This window comes from Haloarcula sp. JP-L23, from assembly GCF_011602445.1.
GTDB lineage: Archaea > Halobacteriota > Halobacteria > Halobacteriales > Haloarculaceae > Haloarcula > Haloarcula pellucida.
The window spans coordinates 153,812-170,601 of sequence record NZ_CP050016.1; the positions used below are offsets into that span (position 1 = coordinate 153,812).

Sequence of the window (16,790 nt, forward strand, 5' to 3'; positions counted from 1 at the left end):
CGTGTCTTCACTGTCAAAATGGGTCGTTCAGATACTGCCGGTCAGCGGCTATTACTCTCGCCGAGAGCACGCGAGCAGACCGTTGAGATACGCGATAGCATGAGCACGGGAGCGGTGACCCCACTCCGTGTCGTTAACGATTTCTGGGACGTGGTCCGGAACCATCACGCCATCGAACCCGACCTCTTGTAGCGCTTCGATAGCATCTAGTGCATCGAAGTTACTCTGCTCGTCGTCGACGAACGTCTCCGTGAAACTTGGCCAGGTGCCGATGACATCTCGGAAGTGGACGAAGACGATATCGTCGTTAGAGCCGAAGTACTCTATCACGTCGGTGATGTCCGTGTCCGGCATCTCGGAGAAGCACCCAAGACAGAGCTTGAGTCCGTGATTATCGCTCGGGACGAGATCCATCGCGCGCTGGAACGCCTCGAAGTTACGAAACAGGCGAGGAATACCGCCGAGTTGTTCGACCGTCGGCGGGTCGGCCGGGTGAAGTGCCATCTCTACGCCTGCCTCCTCGGCGACGGGCAGAACCTCTTCGAGGAACCGTTCGTAGTTGTCCCAGAGTTCCGCTTCCTCGTACTCACGCTCCACACCTGGAGCTTGCTCGTACGGGTCGGAGATGTCCTCAATGTCGAAGCCTCTCCCTCGCGCATCGCCACGCAGACGGACCGTCTGTGAGGTGCGCATCGGCACGACGCCCCGGGGATTCCACTGATAGCCCAGTATCGGAATGTCGGCCTGTCCCACGTTCCGGATGAGGTTCTTGATGGTTTCCAGTTGCGCTTCCTGTCCATCCTTGCCGAGCATGATCTTCCCGTAGACGTTGTAACTCAGCGACTGGATACCCATCAGCCGCAGGCCCACATCTTCTGCACGCCGGCGTGCCTGTACTAACTCGGAAACGGACGGGACGACGCCCTCGTCGATGGTGATCGTCTCGCTGTCGTTGCTACCCTCGTCCTCAAAAACGTCGCCACGTGGATCCCGGTGGTCTAGAAAGATGTCTTCGACGCCGATCTGCCGGCAGAAGCGAAGCCGTTCGTCCGAGAGCGTCCGCGTCCTGAGTCCGCTCCGCAACGGGAGCGATTCTGTGTCGGTTGTCATGTCTTGTGTCATGTGCTAACTTACGTAGGTCTCTGTCTTAGCTCTTTGTTCTACGATAGCTCACTCAATCAGCCGTGCGATATCGTCGTCCAATTTGTTGTAGATTTCCGTCGCTTCTTGTGCTTCTACCGATGACAGGGGCCGGATCGGCTCTCGCACGCTCCCGCCGTGCATCCCGGCGAGGTCGAGCCCCTTCTTTACAGCCGGGACACTGATGGCGCCCGCAATCGAGTTGTCTTGGCCGGTTCGATCGCGGAAGTTCTGATAGGGCAGACAGATGTCCCGGAGCGTTCGAGCGCGTTCCCAGTCCCCGTTCGAGAGCGCTTCGAACAGGGCGAGACCGACCTCTGGTCGGAAATTGCTCACACCGGCGGAGAAGCCTTCTGCACCCTCGGCCCAGTAGGAGACTGCGTAGGGCTCTGCTAAGCCGTTGACCCACACGACGTCGTTAGCACCCTTGCTCGTCGCCGCACCGAGTTTTATCGGATCTTCGAGAGCATACTTGATGCCAGCGACAGCGTCGATTTTAGAGAGCTCCGCGAGATACTCGACAGATGGGTCGAAGCCACGGACGTACGGGACCAGCGGCGTTTCCGTCACGTCGGCTAATTTGTGATAGTAGTCGAGCAACCCACGTTCGTGCAGGTACGTGTGGTCTGGCGGCATTATCATCATCGCGTCGACGCCGATGCGGTCGTAAGCCCGAATCAAATCACGGGCTGCCGACGTGCTACCACCGACGCCGGCGAGTACACACGCGTCGGATGGGAGTCCCTTCACGCTCGTTTCGGTCACGTCAACACGCTCCTCCTGGGACAGGGAGTGGTACTCGCTGATGTTCGCAGCCGCGAGGTACGTGCGAATTCCGCGTTTATAATGCGTCTGCGCGTTTTTTTCTATCTTCCAGTATTCTATCTCGCCTTGCTCGTCGAAGGGGGTCAAGAGACCGACCGCCACACCTCTAAGACGGTCTCTGACCTCGTCTATACCGAGTGACATTGTGTAGGTTCAGTAACTGCTAGTATAAAAAGCTGTCTATAAACCTCATTCCAATTAGCTAACGACGGAGACGTACGTGAGCAGTTGAGGAGGCGATGCAACAGTCGATCTGCTCTGTCCACTGATAAGTGGTTTCAGTAATTTCGATAGACGGTCTTTGTCGAGGTGAAGAAATCGAGGCCAGCATCTCCTTGTTCACGATACGTGTTCGTTGAGGAATCTTTGTAGCCGCCGAAGGGAACGTGTAGCTCCAGTCCGGTCGTCTTCTCGTTCACTTTAGCGACGCCGGATTCGATACGGTCGACGAACGCGTCGGCCTCAGAGAGTCGATCGGTCACGATGCTCGCGGCGAGCCCGTAGTCGGTGTCGTTCGCTAACTCTATCGCGTCGTCGAAATCACCAGCTTCAATGACGGACAGCACCGGGCCAAATATCTCCTCCTGGGCGATGCGCATGTCGTTGCTCACGTCGGAGAATACGGTCGGAGCGACATAGAATCCGTCTTCGAATTCGTTCCCGGTCAATCGGATCCCGCCGGTTTCGAGAGTCGCACCTTCCTCACGTCCGATATCGACATACTCGAGCGTGGAGTCGAGTTCGCTCTTCGAAACGTGTGGTCCCATGTCCGGGTCATCCAGACCGGCACCGATATCTACTGCTTCGGCGTATTCGACGACCTCCTCGACGAACGACTCGTAAACGTCCTCGTGAACGATAGCCCGTGACGCAGCAGTACAGGATTGGCCCGTCGTGCCAAAGGCTCCATTCGCGACGATTTCTGCGGCTTCGTCGAGATCCGCACTCGGCATCACGACAGTCGGGTTCTTTCCTCCCATCTCACATTGAACCCGCTTGCGTTCCGCAGCGGCAGTCTCTGCGATGTGCGTTCCGACCGCCGTACTTCCGGTAAAGGAGATGCCGTCAATATCGTCGTGTTCGACGAGCGGTGTTCCGACTCGGCTCCCGGAGCCCGTAACCATGTTTGCGACGCCGTCTGGCAGACCAGCCGAATCAAGGCATTCGAAGAGTATTCGTGTCGGGCCAGGGGCGGCAGTCGCGGGATTGATGATGACTGTGTTCCCTACCGCGAGTGCTGGGGCAAGTTTCCAGGCCGGAATCGCGATTGGATAATTCCATGGCGTAATGAGTCCGACGGTCCCCAGCGGTTCGACTTTAGTGTAGAGATCCGTGTTCCGACTGCTGGATGCTTTGTGTCGCCCTCCGAGGTCTCGCGCCTTCTGACCGTAGTACGCGAAGATATCGATGGCTCGCTGCACTTCGCCCGCTGCTTCGGACCGTGCTTTCCCTTCTTCCCGCACCAGCGCCTCGATGGCTTCCTCTTTCCGGTCCGCGAGCGTGTCGCCTGCCTGCTTCAGCACCGCTCCCCGCTCTGGTCCGGGTGTTGCCGCCCACGTGTCCTGTGCAGCAGTTGCGACCTCTATCGCTCCGATCGCGTCCGCCTCACTGGATTGTTGATACATTCCGACGACTTCGTCGGACTGTGCTGGATCGATAACTTCGAACGTCTCTCCGGACTCGGCGGTGACCCACTCACCGCGTACATAGTTCTTGTAACTCTCCGACATCATGGATAGGTATCCGACACCCGCTTACAAATGTTTTGATGAGATAGTCTGCTTCCTGCCGTAGATCAATGTGAGACGTGAGATTACGAGTACATTGAGTTGACCTCAATGACGTTGGCGGCCTGCGCAATCTTCTCCGAGAGCTCGTTTTCGATTCTATCTTCGGTCATCCGCTGTGATGGCGCCGAAATGCTGAGTGCACCGAAGACACCTGCATCCGGGTCCGAGACGGCCATCCCGATACAGCGAACGCCTGGGATATTCTCCTCGTCGTCGATAGAATATCCACGCTCACGCGTCTCGCTTAGTTCCGCCAGCAGTGCGTCGGGATCAGTAAGTGTGTGTTCTGTCCGCGCGGTCAGTTCGTGCTGTTCAATGATTTGTTCGGCGTCTTCATGTGGTAGCTCTGCCAGGATTGCCTTGCCCAGCGACGTCGAGTGCATCGGCATCCGTTTGCCGACTTTCGAGGCGGTCTCGACGGCTGAATCCCCTTTCGACTTCGAGAGATAGACCACCTGTCCGTTCTCCTCCGCACCAAAGTGAACGACCTCACCGGTTTCTTCCGCGAGCGTACGGACTTGCTCTCTAACGATCTCTCGCTTCGCGATCCGCTCTTTGATTGACTCGGCAATGTCAATGAACCGCAAACTGAGATAATACGAATGTCCGTCTTTCACTACGAGTCCCTCGTCTGCGAGAGTAGCGAGATGGCCGTGCACTGCACTCTTCGAGAAGTCCATCTCCTCGGAGATTTCCGTGATACCAGCCTCGCCACGTGTCTGGAGAATGTCGATGATTTGGCAGGTCTTGCGGACCGCCTCGATCTTTCGCGGCGTGTTCGTTGGCATGGCCTATACAAGGATACGACGCAACTTATAGCTTGTTCTCTCCTATCGAATCACGGGACTCAGACCATCTAAGTGCGAAAAATTGGCGAATATATATATTTCAGTGTGATTTGTCTTCGGAACTTTCGTACTTAGCTGGCTACTTGTCTGGACGTCTGCACCAGGCTGGGAACAGACAGAACGTCGTTCCTTGTCTGAAAGATAACTAGTGTACTAGTGTTATTTAAGTTAGTAGTCACCGTCACTTCTTACCTGTCTCGCTCTCGGAATCGTTCGGCCGAGCGAGTCAGTCTCCAAATTCCGATGATCACTTACGATGGGATCGTTCGATAAGTGAGAAACGACCGGTTAGTGGGCTAAGAATACCATTATCACTTGAAACAGTCTCCCCACTCTCGACTTTCTATTCCTCGGCGGAGCTAGAGTGGTCTGTCGAAATAACTTCTGTACTCGTGTTATTCTGGAGCGTTTCCCTCTGATTTTTGCTACGGCTCGATGCTGAAGCTATCGTTCCGGCGTGTAATTCGCTCTTCGAGAACACGAGGTTGTTTTCGGTATTCGGTTCTCACATGTGCAGCACGTAACGAGTAGCAATGGCTGACAAACGAGCTATCTCAGCCGTTTGTGAACTCTTGCTGCTCGGACTAGAGTCTGTGTGAAGCCCTCTTTCGCCAGATTCGTTGCTGGAGAATCTACTGGATTCCAAGAGAGTCGACTCGATACCACCCGGCCTGTCGTTAGATTTATATATGCGAGTCGGTGACCCGAGTACATGGGCTTCGTTGATGACAGTTACCTCCTCGAGTCGGGGACAGCTGTCGAACTGTACGACAGTATCAGAGACCTCCCGATTGTCGACCCGCACAGTCACGCTGACCTGAACGAAATCGTAGCCAATGACGGCTGGAACGATATCTGGGAGGTAGAAGGAGCGACAGACCACTACGTGTGGTCGATGATGCGAAAACGAGGTGTTCCGGAGCGCAAGATAACCGGCGACGCTCCGAACAAAGAAAAGTGGATGGCATTGGCTGAGATCTTCCCAGAACTTGCGGGCAGTCCGACTTACGAGTGGGTACATCTCGATTTGCAACGGCAGTTCGGTATCGAGAAGCCGCTATCATCGGAGACTGCTGAAGAGATCTGGCGCGAGACAGAGACACAGTTGTCCACCCGTGCCATGCGTCCTCAAGAACTCCTCGATGCCATGGATGTCGAAGTTCTCTGTACGACGGACGACCCGACTTCTTCGCTCTCGGAGCACGAACGTGCTGCCGACAACATTGACGGTCTTAACGTGCGTCCGACGTGGCGTATTGACCGAGCGTTCCACGTTGACAGTGGATCGTGGTACGGGTTCGTCGAAGAACTTGAGTCGGCAACCGGAATTCGGACCGAGACACTATCGGGGTTTCTGGATGCCCTAGCCCAGACACACGACTACTTCGCTGAACACGGCTGTCGGGCGAGCGACCTCAGTCTGACCGAACCAATCTCCCGACCGGTCAGTCGAGAGCGTGCGCGAACCCTATACCAACGGGCCATCGACGGGCAAAACCTGACGGAAACGGGTGTTCGTGACCTTCAGGCGTTCTTGCTTGAAGAGGTAGGGAAGCTCAACGCCGAGAAAGACTGGGTCACACAACTTCATATCGGGCCTGTCCGCGACTACCGTGACTCCCTCTACGAGACCGTCGGCGCCGACGCGGGTGGGGATGTTTCGACGCAGTCTATCGAGCTGACGGAGAACCTCCGGTATTTCCTGAACACGTTCGACAATGAAATGGATATCGTCCTCTACACTGTCGACCCGACACACTATCCGTCCATCACGACACTATCGCGGGCGTTCCCGAACGTCAGCGTCGGTCCTGCGTGGTGGTTCAACGACAGTCCGTACGGAATAGACGAGCAGTTGCGTCAGGTCGCCAGCGTCGACCTGCTTGCGAATCATACTGGGATGGTGAGTGATTCCCGGAAGCTGATGTCGTTCAGTTCCCGTTTCGAGATGTTCCGCCGTTCGTTGGCGAACATGCTTGGCGACTTGGTCGATCGAGGGCAAATGCCGATAGCTCACGCCGAGAACCTCGCGACTCACTTGGCCTACGATCGACCGAAGTCCCTCTACGGATTCGAGTAGTGTAGGCGGGCGGTCTGACAGGCCGCTCGGCATAATCTGTCCCCGAACGACCGGTTGCGATACGATTTGTCCTCGGCTCGTCCACGTTCGTCAAAAACACGAACATACATACACCTCCGCTACGATTTGGATTGTAGACCACGATGACTGTTGCAAACGATTTCGATATCGACGGCAAGGTCTGCGTGATAACTGGCGGATCGGGCGTCCTGGGCTCCGAAATGGCGAAAGCGATCGGTGAGAACGGCGGCAAGGTCGCGCTCCTCGCTCGCGGTGAAGAGGGGCTTGAGGAGACACGAGCCGAACTTGCGGAACAGGGAATCGATGCCATCACTATTCCGGCGTCGGTGCTCGACCGCGCTGAACTGGATGCGGCCGCTGAGACGGTCGTCGACGAATTCGGGCGCATCGACGTTCTCGTCAACGCCGCCGGCGGGAATCATCCCGACGCAACGACAGGGCCGGAGACGTCCTTCTTCGATCTGTCGAAGGAGGGCCTCGAAAGTGTCGTTAACATCAACTTCGTGGGAACAGTCCTCGCGTCGCAGGCCTTCGGCGAGTACATGGCTGGTCAGGGTAAGGGGACGATCCTGAACGTTTCGTCGATGAACGCGTTCACACCTCTGACCAAGATTCCGGGGTATTCAGGCGCGAAGGCCGCCGTCTCGAACTTCACGGAATGGTTGGCCGTCCACATGGCACAGGAGTATTCCCCGGAGATCCGCGTGAACGCGATTGCGCCGGGGTTCTTCCTCACCGAACAGAACCGCTACCTGCTGATCGACGAGGAGACCGGCGAGTTCACGGATCGCGGACAGTCGATCATCGACCATACCCCGCAAGGCCGGTTCGGCGATCCGGAGGACCTCTCGACGACCGTTCTGTGGCTGATCGCGCCCGGTTCTGAGTTCGTTACCGGGACAGTCATTCCGATTGACGGCGGGTTCTCCGCGTTCAGCGGCGTCTGAGGCGATCGGTTTTCGACGCTATGCTTGGCCGCGCTGGCCCCCAGCTTCATTTACACCGATATCACCGACGAGACACAAGAATCCGCGGACTACACCGATTAGGACATCAAGCGACGGTCACCGATAGGGTAGTGTGGCTCCGTTGCAAGTATGGCGAATTGTGCTGCCTTCTTCGCCCGTGAGGATCCCTTCGTCACCGGCGAGGTGCTTCACGCCGACGGCGGATGGACCTCGGACGCGTGGCGGTATCGCGAAGGATGAGCCTGACACGCCGGTCGCTTGGGTAGCCAGAGGGATGCAGTAAGCCCCGAGTTGAGACATTCAGCAGCCAATTCCTCTTCTCTGTCGGTAGCCAATCTCAGACTACATTTTAGTGGCATGGTTGTGCCTTTCAAGCATGGTCAGAAATTGCATGGGCCAAAAACTATTAATATTATAGTATATGTATGTCTGGTCGTAACATGTCCGACGATAGTGGTGTACACAGACGACGGTTTATTCGAGCAGTTGGTGCGACAGGCATTGGAGCCTCGATTGCTGGATGTTCGGGCGACGGTGGTAGTGGATCGAACACGACCGGGGGAGGCAGTAGCGGTTCAAGCGGGTCGACGACAGTATCGATGAACTTGATCGCTCGGACGCCAAAGCAGGCCATAGAGCAGTTCGAGCCAGCGCTCCACGAGGCGGGGCTCTCGGAGGACATCAATATCGAGGTCAGTACCAAGTCACCCGGAACGCTGGAAGAACAGTACCGCCAGTGGCTCAACGCCGGTCGGAGCAGTCCGGACATCCTGACTATGGACGTCGGGTGGTCAATCCCGTTCATACGCCGTGGACAGTTGCTGAACCTCAGTGAGGCACTCCCCAATGAACACGTCCAGACCCTCGAGAACGAGTACAACGCCGAGAGCATCGATTCGAGCCGAGGCCGAAACGGGAACATCTTCGGGGTCCCTCTCATCATGGACGTTCGGGGAATGTGGTACCGGCGCGACCTAGCTCGGGAGGCCGGGTACGATCCCGATGCTGAGAACTGGGGTACGGAACCAAAATCGTGGGAAGAGTTCTCCCAGATCGCCGCTGATATTCAGGAACAGCAGGGGCTCCAGTATGGACTCACGATGCCCTTCGAGCTTTCACAAACCATCACATGTTGTACGTTCAACTCCATCATGTCACAATGGGGTGGCGCGTACTTCGGCGGTCGAGAGCATCTGTTCGGACCTGTCGGGGACCGGCCGATCACTATCGATGAGGAACAGGTTCTCAACGCACTCCGGATGCTTCGGACGTTCATGTGGGGGCACGAGGACCAGCACTCGCTGGACAACGATTCGTTCGTCGGTGGCATCGTCCCATCTGACGTGCTCGGCTGGCGATACACTAAAGACCTCGATGCCTTCCTCAACGGAAATTCGTTCGCCTATACGGTCGGCAACCCTGCGTTCGCCAAGCTCGCGTCTTCGGGAGACAACTTCGGCGACACCGTGAACGAAAAACTCGGTCTCATGCCGAAGCCGTATGGGATTCAGGAGTCAGACTCGACGTATGAGGGTGTCGGCGGGACGATGTCACCACTGGCTGGCTACAACCTCTCGGTCAATCCGAACTCCAACAAGCAGGACGCAGCTCTCGAAGTGCTTCGAACGGTGATGAAGGACGACTTCCTCGTCAAGTGGTTCAATCTGTCGGGCTATCTGCCAGCGAAGCCGAAACTCCTGCAGTCCGAGGCGGTGAAGAACCACTCGCTCTTTGGCCAGTACATGGATACGTTCTCGGTGATGGCCGACAACGCCATGCCTCGTCCGGTCACACCCATCTACTTCCAAGAGTCGAAGGTCATCTCTCAAGAAGTCCACAACGTAGTCTCCCAGAGCAAGGCTCCCGAGAAGGGGATGGCCGATGCCAAGGAACAGTTAGCGCAGATCGAGGACAGCTATGGCCAGTAGTAACCGGACAGCAACGCAACAGGCGTCGATAGTTCCGAACAGTCTCCGACGGAGCGGCGCCTACGTGAACAACTGGGTCGAGAACCTCTCGGAGACCAAGTTCGCGTATTTGGTGCTCGCGCCGACGCTCGTGATATTCACGGCTATCGCGCTGTGGCCGATCCTCTTCACGCTCCGGACATCGATGTATGCGGACAGTTTCAGTCAGTTCACGGGCGCGTTCGTTGGCCTGCAGAACTACGTCGAAATCGTGACTGGGCAGCGCGGGGCGATACTCATCCGCCCGTTCTTCGACCTTAGCAATCCGTTCCAGAGCATCCTGCCGACTACGATGATCTACACGGCGGTGAGTGTCGTGCTGATTACCGCCCTTGGCTTCGTGCAGGCGCTGGTTCTCAACAAGACGTTCCGAGGCCGTTCCATCGTCCGGACCGCGGTACTGATTCCATGGGCTGTTCCAATCGTCATCCAGGGGATGATCTTCTATCTCATGTTCATCCCCGGTGGGTTCGGGACCCGGATTCTCCACGATATCGGCCTCGTAGGAGCGCGGCCGCTCAGCAACAGCGCCTCGACAGTCGGAATCGTGACGTTAGCAGCCATCTGGAAGCGCTCGGCATACGTCGCACTGATCGTGCTCGCGGGGCTCCAGAGCATCGACGAGCACCTCTATGACGTTGCGAAGGTCGCCGGGGCCTCCCGATGGCAGCAGTTCCGCATGATCACGCTCCCGCAGGCGATACCGACGCTGATGGTCGCGATGCTCCTGACCTCTATCGGGTCGATGCGCGTCTACGGGCAGATCGACGCTATCGCCAACTGCAGTACGATGCCGTCGATCACGTGTGCCGTCGTCGGGACGTTCAACGGGAGCCTCTACGGGACCGCATCGGCACTCGCGTTCCTCACGGCGTTATTGATAGGCTCGGTCTCGATGATCTACCTCGTGGTCCTCAGCCGATCGCGTGCGGGGGGTATCTAAGATGGCGACCGACTCCTCGCTCTCGGACCGGCTGTTCGCGGTTGACCTCGACGACGACTCCAGCCCGCTCTTCAGGTACACATTCTACGGGACGACGCTCCTTATCCTGCTCATCTCGCTGTTCCCCTTCTACTACCTGCTGATGCTGGCGCTCTCGGCACCAGGCGACACGACGAGTGCCGGCCTGCTGCCAGCGGGCTTCGACCCAACATCGTTCATCGGCGCGTTTCAGGCGGTCCCGTTCCACCTCTATATGCGCAACAGTCTCATCATCGCGACGGGCGTGACGGCGTTCGTGCTGGTGTTCGCGAGCCTCGCGGGATACACGTTTGGGCGAATGGAGTTCCGGGGGAAGCGGCCACTGTTCCTCTTGCTCATCTCTATCTCGTATTTCCCCGGCGCGACGTTCATCGTCGGGCTATTCAAACTCCTGACGGGGAACGTGACCGTGCTGGGAGTCAGCAGTCCGAACCTGTTCAACTCGCCAGCGGCCGTCGGACTTCCGCTGACGGCGCTTTCTCTACCGTTCGCCATCCTCCTCCTGACGACGTTCTATGGCCAGATTCCCGACGGGCTCGAAGACGCTGCCCGAGTAACCGGTACGACTCGGATCGGCGCGCTCTACCGTATCATCGCGCCGCTCTCCGCGCCGGGATTCGTCACTGCGGGTATCCTCACGTTCATCACGGCCTACAACGAGTTCTTTTTCTCCCAGCTGATGACGACCGGCTCCCCCCAGAACTGGTCGCCCATCGTCTGGGGGCTGTTACGCTATCAGACCGAGGTCTCCGTCAGGTACGACCTGATGGCGGCCGCGAGCCTCATCGGCGTCGTGCCCGTCGCGCTCATCGTCCTGCTCGCACAACGCAAGATAGTGAGCGGGCTCACGTCCGGCTCTATCAAGGGATAGCCTTGGCACACAATTACCACCAACATCCAGACAGACCATGACACACCTCAAACTCGACGGTGTAACGAAGCGGTACAGCGACGTCGTCGCGGTCGACGACATGAACTTAGATATCAAAGACGGCGAGTTCGTCTCGCTCATCGGCCCATCGGGCTGTGGGAAGTCGACGACACTCGAGACGGTGTCCGGGCTGACCAAACCGACCAGTGGTCTCATCGAGATCGCCGGGACCGATGTGACGAACAAGCCACCGAAGGACCGGGACATCGCGATGGTGTTTCAGAACATCGCGCTGTTCCCCCACATGACCGTCCGGGAGAACCTGACCTTCGGCCTACGGCTGAAGAACTACAAGGAGTCGGAGATCGACAAACGCATCGAACAGGCCGCCGATATCTTACAAATAAACGGGATGCTAGACCGGATGCCCGACGAACTGTCGGGTGGGCAGCGACAGCGAGTCGCCATCGGCCGAGCTATCGTAATGAACCCGGAAGTATTCCTCATGGACGAACCGCTGGCGAACCTCGACGCGAAGCTCCGAGTGCACATGCGGACGGAACTTCAGCGGCTCCAACAGGAACTGGACGTGACTACGGTGTACGTCACACACGACCAGGCAGAGGCGATGACGATGTCCGACCGCATCGCCATCATCAACGACGGGCAGCTCCAGCAGTTCGCGCCGCCACTGGAGTGCTACAACGAACCGGCGAACCTGTTCGTCGCGGGCTTCGTCGGCTCGCCTAGCATGCGGTTCGTCAACGGTCGGAGAGACGGTGGTTCGTTCGTCGCTCCCGACCTCGACATGGATATCGATATTCCGCCGTCCGTCGGCGTTAGCGACGGCGATGATATCGTCCTCGGTGTTCGTCCGGAGGATGTCTACCTCGATTCCCACCGCACCACGGCCACCGCGACGGACGTGGTTACGCTGGAGGTCGACGTCGTCCAGCCGATGGGCGACGAACTCGTCGTTTATTTGCGTCCCGAGGGAACGGACGTGGCCTTCGAGGCCGATCTTGACGAGGGAGAGCAGACCGACACGCAGACGGACCAGTTGCTGATGACCGTCGAGCCGACTGTCGACATTGAGACCGGAGAGACGGTAGACATCGCGCTTGACCGTGCGCAAATCCATCTCTTCGACAACGCGACCGGCGATGCGCTTGTCCACGGTCTCGAACCGCAAGTCGAACAGGTCTCAAACTAACGACGGACCGGCAGCGGGGCATCGGAGATCGACGTCGTAGACTGGGCGATCTGCAGACGACGATCGAACACCTAAATTTCCACGGGCCGTGGAGTGTTGACCCGTCACAGAACTTTTTTATGTGGTTGACTCATTCACTACAATTGATGCAACTGTTAGAGTATCCGCGAGACAGCTACTCGCTTGACGGCGAATGGCAGGCGATTCCCGATCAGTACGAGATGTTCCGGGATTACTTCGACGACTTCGTCGACGATGAGGACGACGACGTCGCGGCACTCCCTGACGATGACGGCCAGCCGGCGCTGAGCTTCGAGTCGATCTACGAGCCCAGTGCGTCGGGCAGCGACGACATCACGGACTTCAATATCTATGACGGGTACTCGGTGGATGTCCCATCGAGCTGGGGCGAGGAGATGCCCGAGTTCCGTCACTTCGAAGGCTGGGTGTGGTTCGCGCGAACGTTCGACCGAGAGGAGATCGACGAACAAGACCGTACGTACCTCCGTTTCGGCGCGGTCAACTACAAGGCCGAGGTCTGGCTCAACGGCGAGCGCCTCGGAGACCACGAGGGCGGCTACACACCCTTCAGTTTCGAGATCACCGACGAACTCCAGGACAGCGAGAACGTGATCGTACTCCGGATGGATAACAAGCGCTACGAGGACGGTATTCCGAACGAGAGTACCGACTGGTACAACTTCGGTGGTGTCAACCGATCGGTCGACCTCGTTTCGGTCCCGGAAACGTACCTGCGAAACTTCAAAGTCGAGACTACCGTCAGCGACGACGCAGTCGATGTCCAAGTCGATGCCTGGCTTGACGGGCCCGCTACGGGCGCTGAGGCTGCTGTCACGCTTCCAGAGCTCGACGTCGACGAATCGCTCACGTCCGACAGCGATGGACGGATCAGTGCGGAGATCTCGTTCGACCGTGACGACCTGACGCTGTGGAGTCCTGATAACCCGCGCTTGTACGAGATCGAGCTCACGTATGGCGACGACGCGGTCACCGACCGTATCGGGTTCCGTGAGATCGAGGTTCGAGGGAGCGATATCCTTGTCAACGGTGAGGAGGTGTGGCTCCGCGGCATCGCACTCCACGAGGAAGTCGCTGGCAAGGGGCGTGCGCTTGATGCCGAAGATGTCCAGACGCGCTTCCAGTGGATCAACGAACTGGGCTGTAACTTCGCACGGCTGGCACATTATCCCCACACCGAAGAGATGGCCCGGACGGCGGACGAGGAAGGCATTCTCCTCTGGGAAGAAGTACCCGCATACTGGGACATCAACTTCGGCGACGAGGACATACAGGAATTGTACCGGCAGCAGCTCCGCGAGCTGATCCAGCGTGACTGGAACCGCGCATCGGTCGTGCTCTGGTCGATCGCGAACGAGACTGACCACAATGACGAGACTCGAAATGAGGTACTCCCCGAGATGGCCGATTATGTCCGGAACCTCGACGACACGCGACTCGTGACCGCGGCGTGTTTCGTTGACGAGACCGACGACGGGCTTGTCATCCAAGATCCGCTGGAGGACGCCCTTGACGTGGTTGGTATCAACGAGTACTTCGGATGGTACTACGGCGACTCCGAGGATATGCAGCACTTCCAGGATGATCCCGACGGGACGCCGGTCGTTATCTCCGAGACCGGCGGCGGTGCCAAGTGGGGCAACCACGGAACAGAGGACGACCGCTGGACCGAGGAGTATCAGGCTGCGATCTACCGAGGTCAGACGGAAGCGGTCGCAGCAAAAGAGCAAGTGGCCGGCATATCTCCGTGGATCCTCTTCGACTTCCGAGCACCGATGCGCCAGAATGAATACCAGCGAGGTTACAACCGGAAGGGCGTCGTTGATCAGCACGGTCGCAAAAAGAAAGCATTCCACGTCCTCCGAGACTTCTACACCTCGGACCAGCGGTAGTGACGAAACTGTAGGAGTACGCCAGGACCACTTCAAAGATCACCAGCCACCGACGCCAGAAAGTATCGGTCGGTAGTAGCGGTCGTTGACCGGTACGACAGATTATTTTTGCCCTACTCGACCGAGTCCATCAGACCGCGCATGTAGCCGATTGCGAACAGCCGACCTTTCGTGTGGTAGCCGGGATTAGAGTTATCCTCGCCGGCCATCGTTGGTACGTGATCGGGGCGCATCGGCACGCCGCCGTCGACGGCCTCCTCGTAGGCTGCCATCGCCGCGTGCATGTCTGTCGGACCGTCGTCGTGCCAGGTCTCGACGAACTGGTCTGCATCGCCCTCGACATCGCGGAAATGAACGAAGTTGATTCGCTCGCCGAAGTTCCGAATCGCCTCCGGGATGTCCGCACCCATCGCGGCGAAGTTGCCTTGGCAGAACGTGACACCGTTGTGATCGCTGTCGACGACATCTAAGATCCGCTCGTAGTTCTCGACACTATTGGCAACACGGGGGACGTCGCGAACGGACTCGCGTGGCGGATCATCCGGGTGGAGTCCAAGCTTGACGCCCGCCTCCTCGGCCACTGGAATGACCTCCTCAAGGAAGTACGCCAGCGCCTCGAAGATCTCTTCGTGGCTACGTTCGGAAGCCGCCACAGTCGGTCCGCCCTGCATCTTCTCATTGTCGTAACCGGTCACGTAGGACCCACCGCGAGACTCGACGTGTGCCTCAGTCCGAGCCCAGCGGACGCCGGCCATCCAGTCGTAACAGACGACAGAGATACCGAGGTCGCCGCAGTCCCGGAGGAACTGTTTGAACTCGGCGATGTCTTCGTCTCGGCCATCGAGCCCGAGGCGGACGCGATCGGTTAGCGGAACGCTGCCTTCCAGCACGGAGAAGTTCAGGCCGGCGTCCTCAAGCCAGTTCCGGAGTCCGCGGAGCTCGTCGTATGTCCACGAAGTCTTGTCATCGCCGATTTCGAGAGGATGGATTACGGCGTCGGTGACGCCCATCTGCTTGGCCAGTTGCCAACGCTCGTCGGGCTCCGGGGGGAGCACCAAGGCTGGTCGAACCATATGAGTCAAATGTTGGCAGAAGCGTATATACATTATCGTTTCGAGACCACTACAGATCCCAGTGCCCGTACCGTTGCTCGCAATACAACGAGACAGCCGCTGCGAATACAGACATGGTGCCGACGCGACCGGTCCGCGTCTTTTTTGACGCTCTCTGACCCAATCCAGTATGAATGGAGGTTTTCAGCCCCGCCGCGCTCGTGGATCCGCTGGTCACGACGTTCGTCCTCGCGACCATGTTCTCGGTCGGTCTCGAGCTTCGTATTGACGACGTCCTGGCCTCGGTCTCCCAGTTCGGGCTCGTGATGCGGTCTGTGTTCATAAATCTCGTCGGCGTTCCCGTATTAGCGATGGCAGCAGTCCTTATCGCTCCACTGAAGACAGGTCACACAGTCGGATTGCTCTTAATCGCTGTCTCTCCCGGTGCACCGTTCGGACCGAAGCTCGCAGAGATATCGAACAGCAATGTTGCCTTCGCAAGCGGTCTCATGGTCATGCTAGCGACTGTTTCCGTTTTCACCATCCCGGCGTCGTTGGCGCTCCTCGTCCCCGGGAATGTAGGTGTCAACCTATTCGGGATGGCATGGATGGTCATCGTCGTTCAGCTTCTTCCACTACTCGTAGGATTCGGTCTACGTGAAGGATATCAGGCGCTCGCCTCGACGTTACACGCCCCGATGCGCAGGTTCTCGACTATTTTACTTTTTGTTCTAGTAGCGCTCTTGCTGGCAATCAACGTCAACGAGATCGGTCGGCTCGTCGGGACCGGCGTGATGATTATCTCTTCCGTGATCGTGGTTTGTTCGATGATCGCAGGATACGCCTTCGGTGGTCCGGATAAATCTACCCGAGAGGTCCTCGCGACGTCGACTACGGCTCGAAACGCGGCCATCGCGTTGCTCGTTGCGACGACAAGCTTTCCCTCACCAGATGTCCTCGTGACGATCATCGCATTCAGCCTCGTGAGCGTCATCGTTCCAGGAATCACCGCCAGTGTATGGCGATCTCGGTCACTGCCGTTCGACATCCGTTAGAGACGGCGCCTAATCGGACAGATCCACAAAAGGTTGTGTCTAAGCGT

General features: G+C 57.9%; 14 protein-coding genes. 9 read left to right on the plus strand and 5 right to left on the minus strand.

Features of this window, described 5'->3' with window-relative positions; genetic code table 11:
- Window positions 1-51 precede the first annotated feature (51 nt).
- The 4 genes from G9465_RS22035 to G9465_RS22050 form a co-directional block, all read right to left on the minus strand.
- Window positions 52-1,122 carry a mannonate dehydratase gene (locus G9465_RS22035; protein WP_193571770.1) on the minus strand — a complete coding sequence of 357 codons (1,071 nt, stop codon included), beginning with the start codon at window positions 1,120-1,122 and terminating at the stop codon, window positions 52-54.
- Between the two features lie 48 nt (window positions 1,123-1,170).
- Window positions 1,171-2,109: a dihydrodipicolinate synthase family protein gene (locus G9465_RS22040; RefSeq protein WP_166974637.1), complete on the minus strand. Its 939-nt coding sequence runs from the start codon at window positions 2,107-2,109 to the stop codon at window positions 1,171-1,173.
- A 134-nt stretch (window positions 2,110-2,243) separates the two neighbouring features.
- Window positions 2,244-3,695, minus strand: coding sequence for an aldehyde dehydrogenase family protein (locus G9465_RS22045; protein WP_166975183.1), 1,452 nt, complete (start codon window positions 3,693-3,695; stop codon window positions 2,244-2,246).
- Between the two features lie 83 nt (window positions 3,696-3,778).
- Window positions 3,779-4,543 carry an IclR family transcriptional regulator gene (locus G9465_RS22050; RefSeq protein WP_166974640.1) on the minus strand — a complete coding sequence of 255 codons (765 nt, stop codon included), beginning with the start codon at window positions 4,541-4,543 and terminating at the stop codon, window positions 3,779-3,781.
- Window positions 4,544-5,315: 772 nt separating this feature from the next.
- Here G9465_RS22050 and uxaC point away from each other — a divergent pair.
- From uxaC to G9465_RS22090, 8 genes are all read left to right on the plus strand, one after another.
- A complete protein-coding gene (uxaC, locus tag G9465_RS22055) occupies window positions 5,316-6,683 on the plus strand; it encodes a glucuronate isomerase (protein WP_166974643.1) in 1,368 nt (455 codons plus the stop codon).
- A 143-nt stretch (window positions 6,684-6,826) separates the two neighbouring features.
- Window positions 6,827-7,651, plus strand: coding sequence for an SDR family oxidoreductase (locus tag G9465_RS22060; RefSeq protein WP_166974646.1), 825 nt, complete (start codon window positions 6,827-6,829; stop codon window positions 7,649-7,651).
- 150 nt (window positions 7,652-7,801) lie between these two features.
- Window positions 7,802-7,912: an SDR family oxidoreductase gene (locus G9465_RS25850; protein WP_166974649.1), complete on the plus strand. Its 111-nt coding sequence runs from the start codon at window positions 7,802-7,804 to the stop codon at window positions 7,910-7,912.
- A 359-nt stretch (window positions 7,913-8,271) separates the two neighbouring features.
- Complete coding sequence (locus G9465_RS22070; RefSeq protein WP_166974652.1) at window positions 8,272-9,600, plus strand: ABC transporter substrate-binding protein; 1,329 nt, start codon at window positions 8,272-8,274, stop codon at window positions 9,598-9,600.
- Window positions 9,590-10,582, plus strand: a complete 993-nt coding sequence (locus G9465_RS22075) for a carbohydrate ABC transporter permease (RefSeq protein ID WP_166974655.1) — start codon at window positions 9,590-9,592, stop codon at window positions 10,580-10,582. The genes G9465_RS22070 and G9465_RS22075 overlap by 11 nt, the downstream gene beginning before the upstream one ends.
- Window position 10,583: 1 nt before the next feature.
- Window positions 10,584-11,492 (plus strand): carbohydrate ABC transporter permease, encoded by a 909-nt coding sequence (locus G9465_RS22080; protein ID WP_166974658.1) that lies wholly within the window; start codon window positions 10,584-10,586, stop codon window positions 11,490-11,492.
- A 37-nt stretch (window positions 11,493-11,529) separates the two neighbouring features.
- Complete coding sequence (locus tag G9465_RS22085; RefSeq protein ID WP_166974661.1) at window positions 11,530-12,705, plus strand: ABC transporter ATP-binding protein; 1,176 nt, start codon at window positions 11,530-11,532, stop codon at window positions 12,703-12,705.
- A gap of 146 nt (window positions 12,706-12,851) precedes the next feature.
- Window positions 12,852-14,636 (plus strand): glycoside hydrolase family 2 protein, encoded by a 1,785-nt coding sequence (locus G9465_RS22090; protein WP_166974664.1) that lies wholly within the window; start codon window positions 12,852-12,854, stop codon window positions 14,634-14,636.
- Between the two features lie 113 nt (window positions 14,637-14,749).
- Here G9465_RS22090 and G9465_RS22095 read toward each other — a convergent pair whose 3' ends face one another.
- A complete protein-coding gene (locus G9465_RS22095) occupies window positions 14,750-15,709 on the minus strand; it encodes a mannonate dehydratase (RefSeq protein WP_166974667.1) in 960 nt (319 codons plus the stop codon).
- 173 nt (window positions 15,710-15,882) lie between these two features.
- Between G9465_RS22095 and G9465_RS22100 the strand changes: the two genes are divergently transcribed.
- The gene (locus G9465_RS22100; protein WP_166974670.1) at window positions 15,883-16,743 is read left to right on the plus strand and encodes a bile acid:sodium symporter family protein; all 861 of its coding nucleotides are present in this window, start codon (window positions 15,883-15,885) and stop codon (window positions 16,741-16,743) included.
- Window positions 16,744-16,790: the final 47 nt, after the last annotated feature.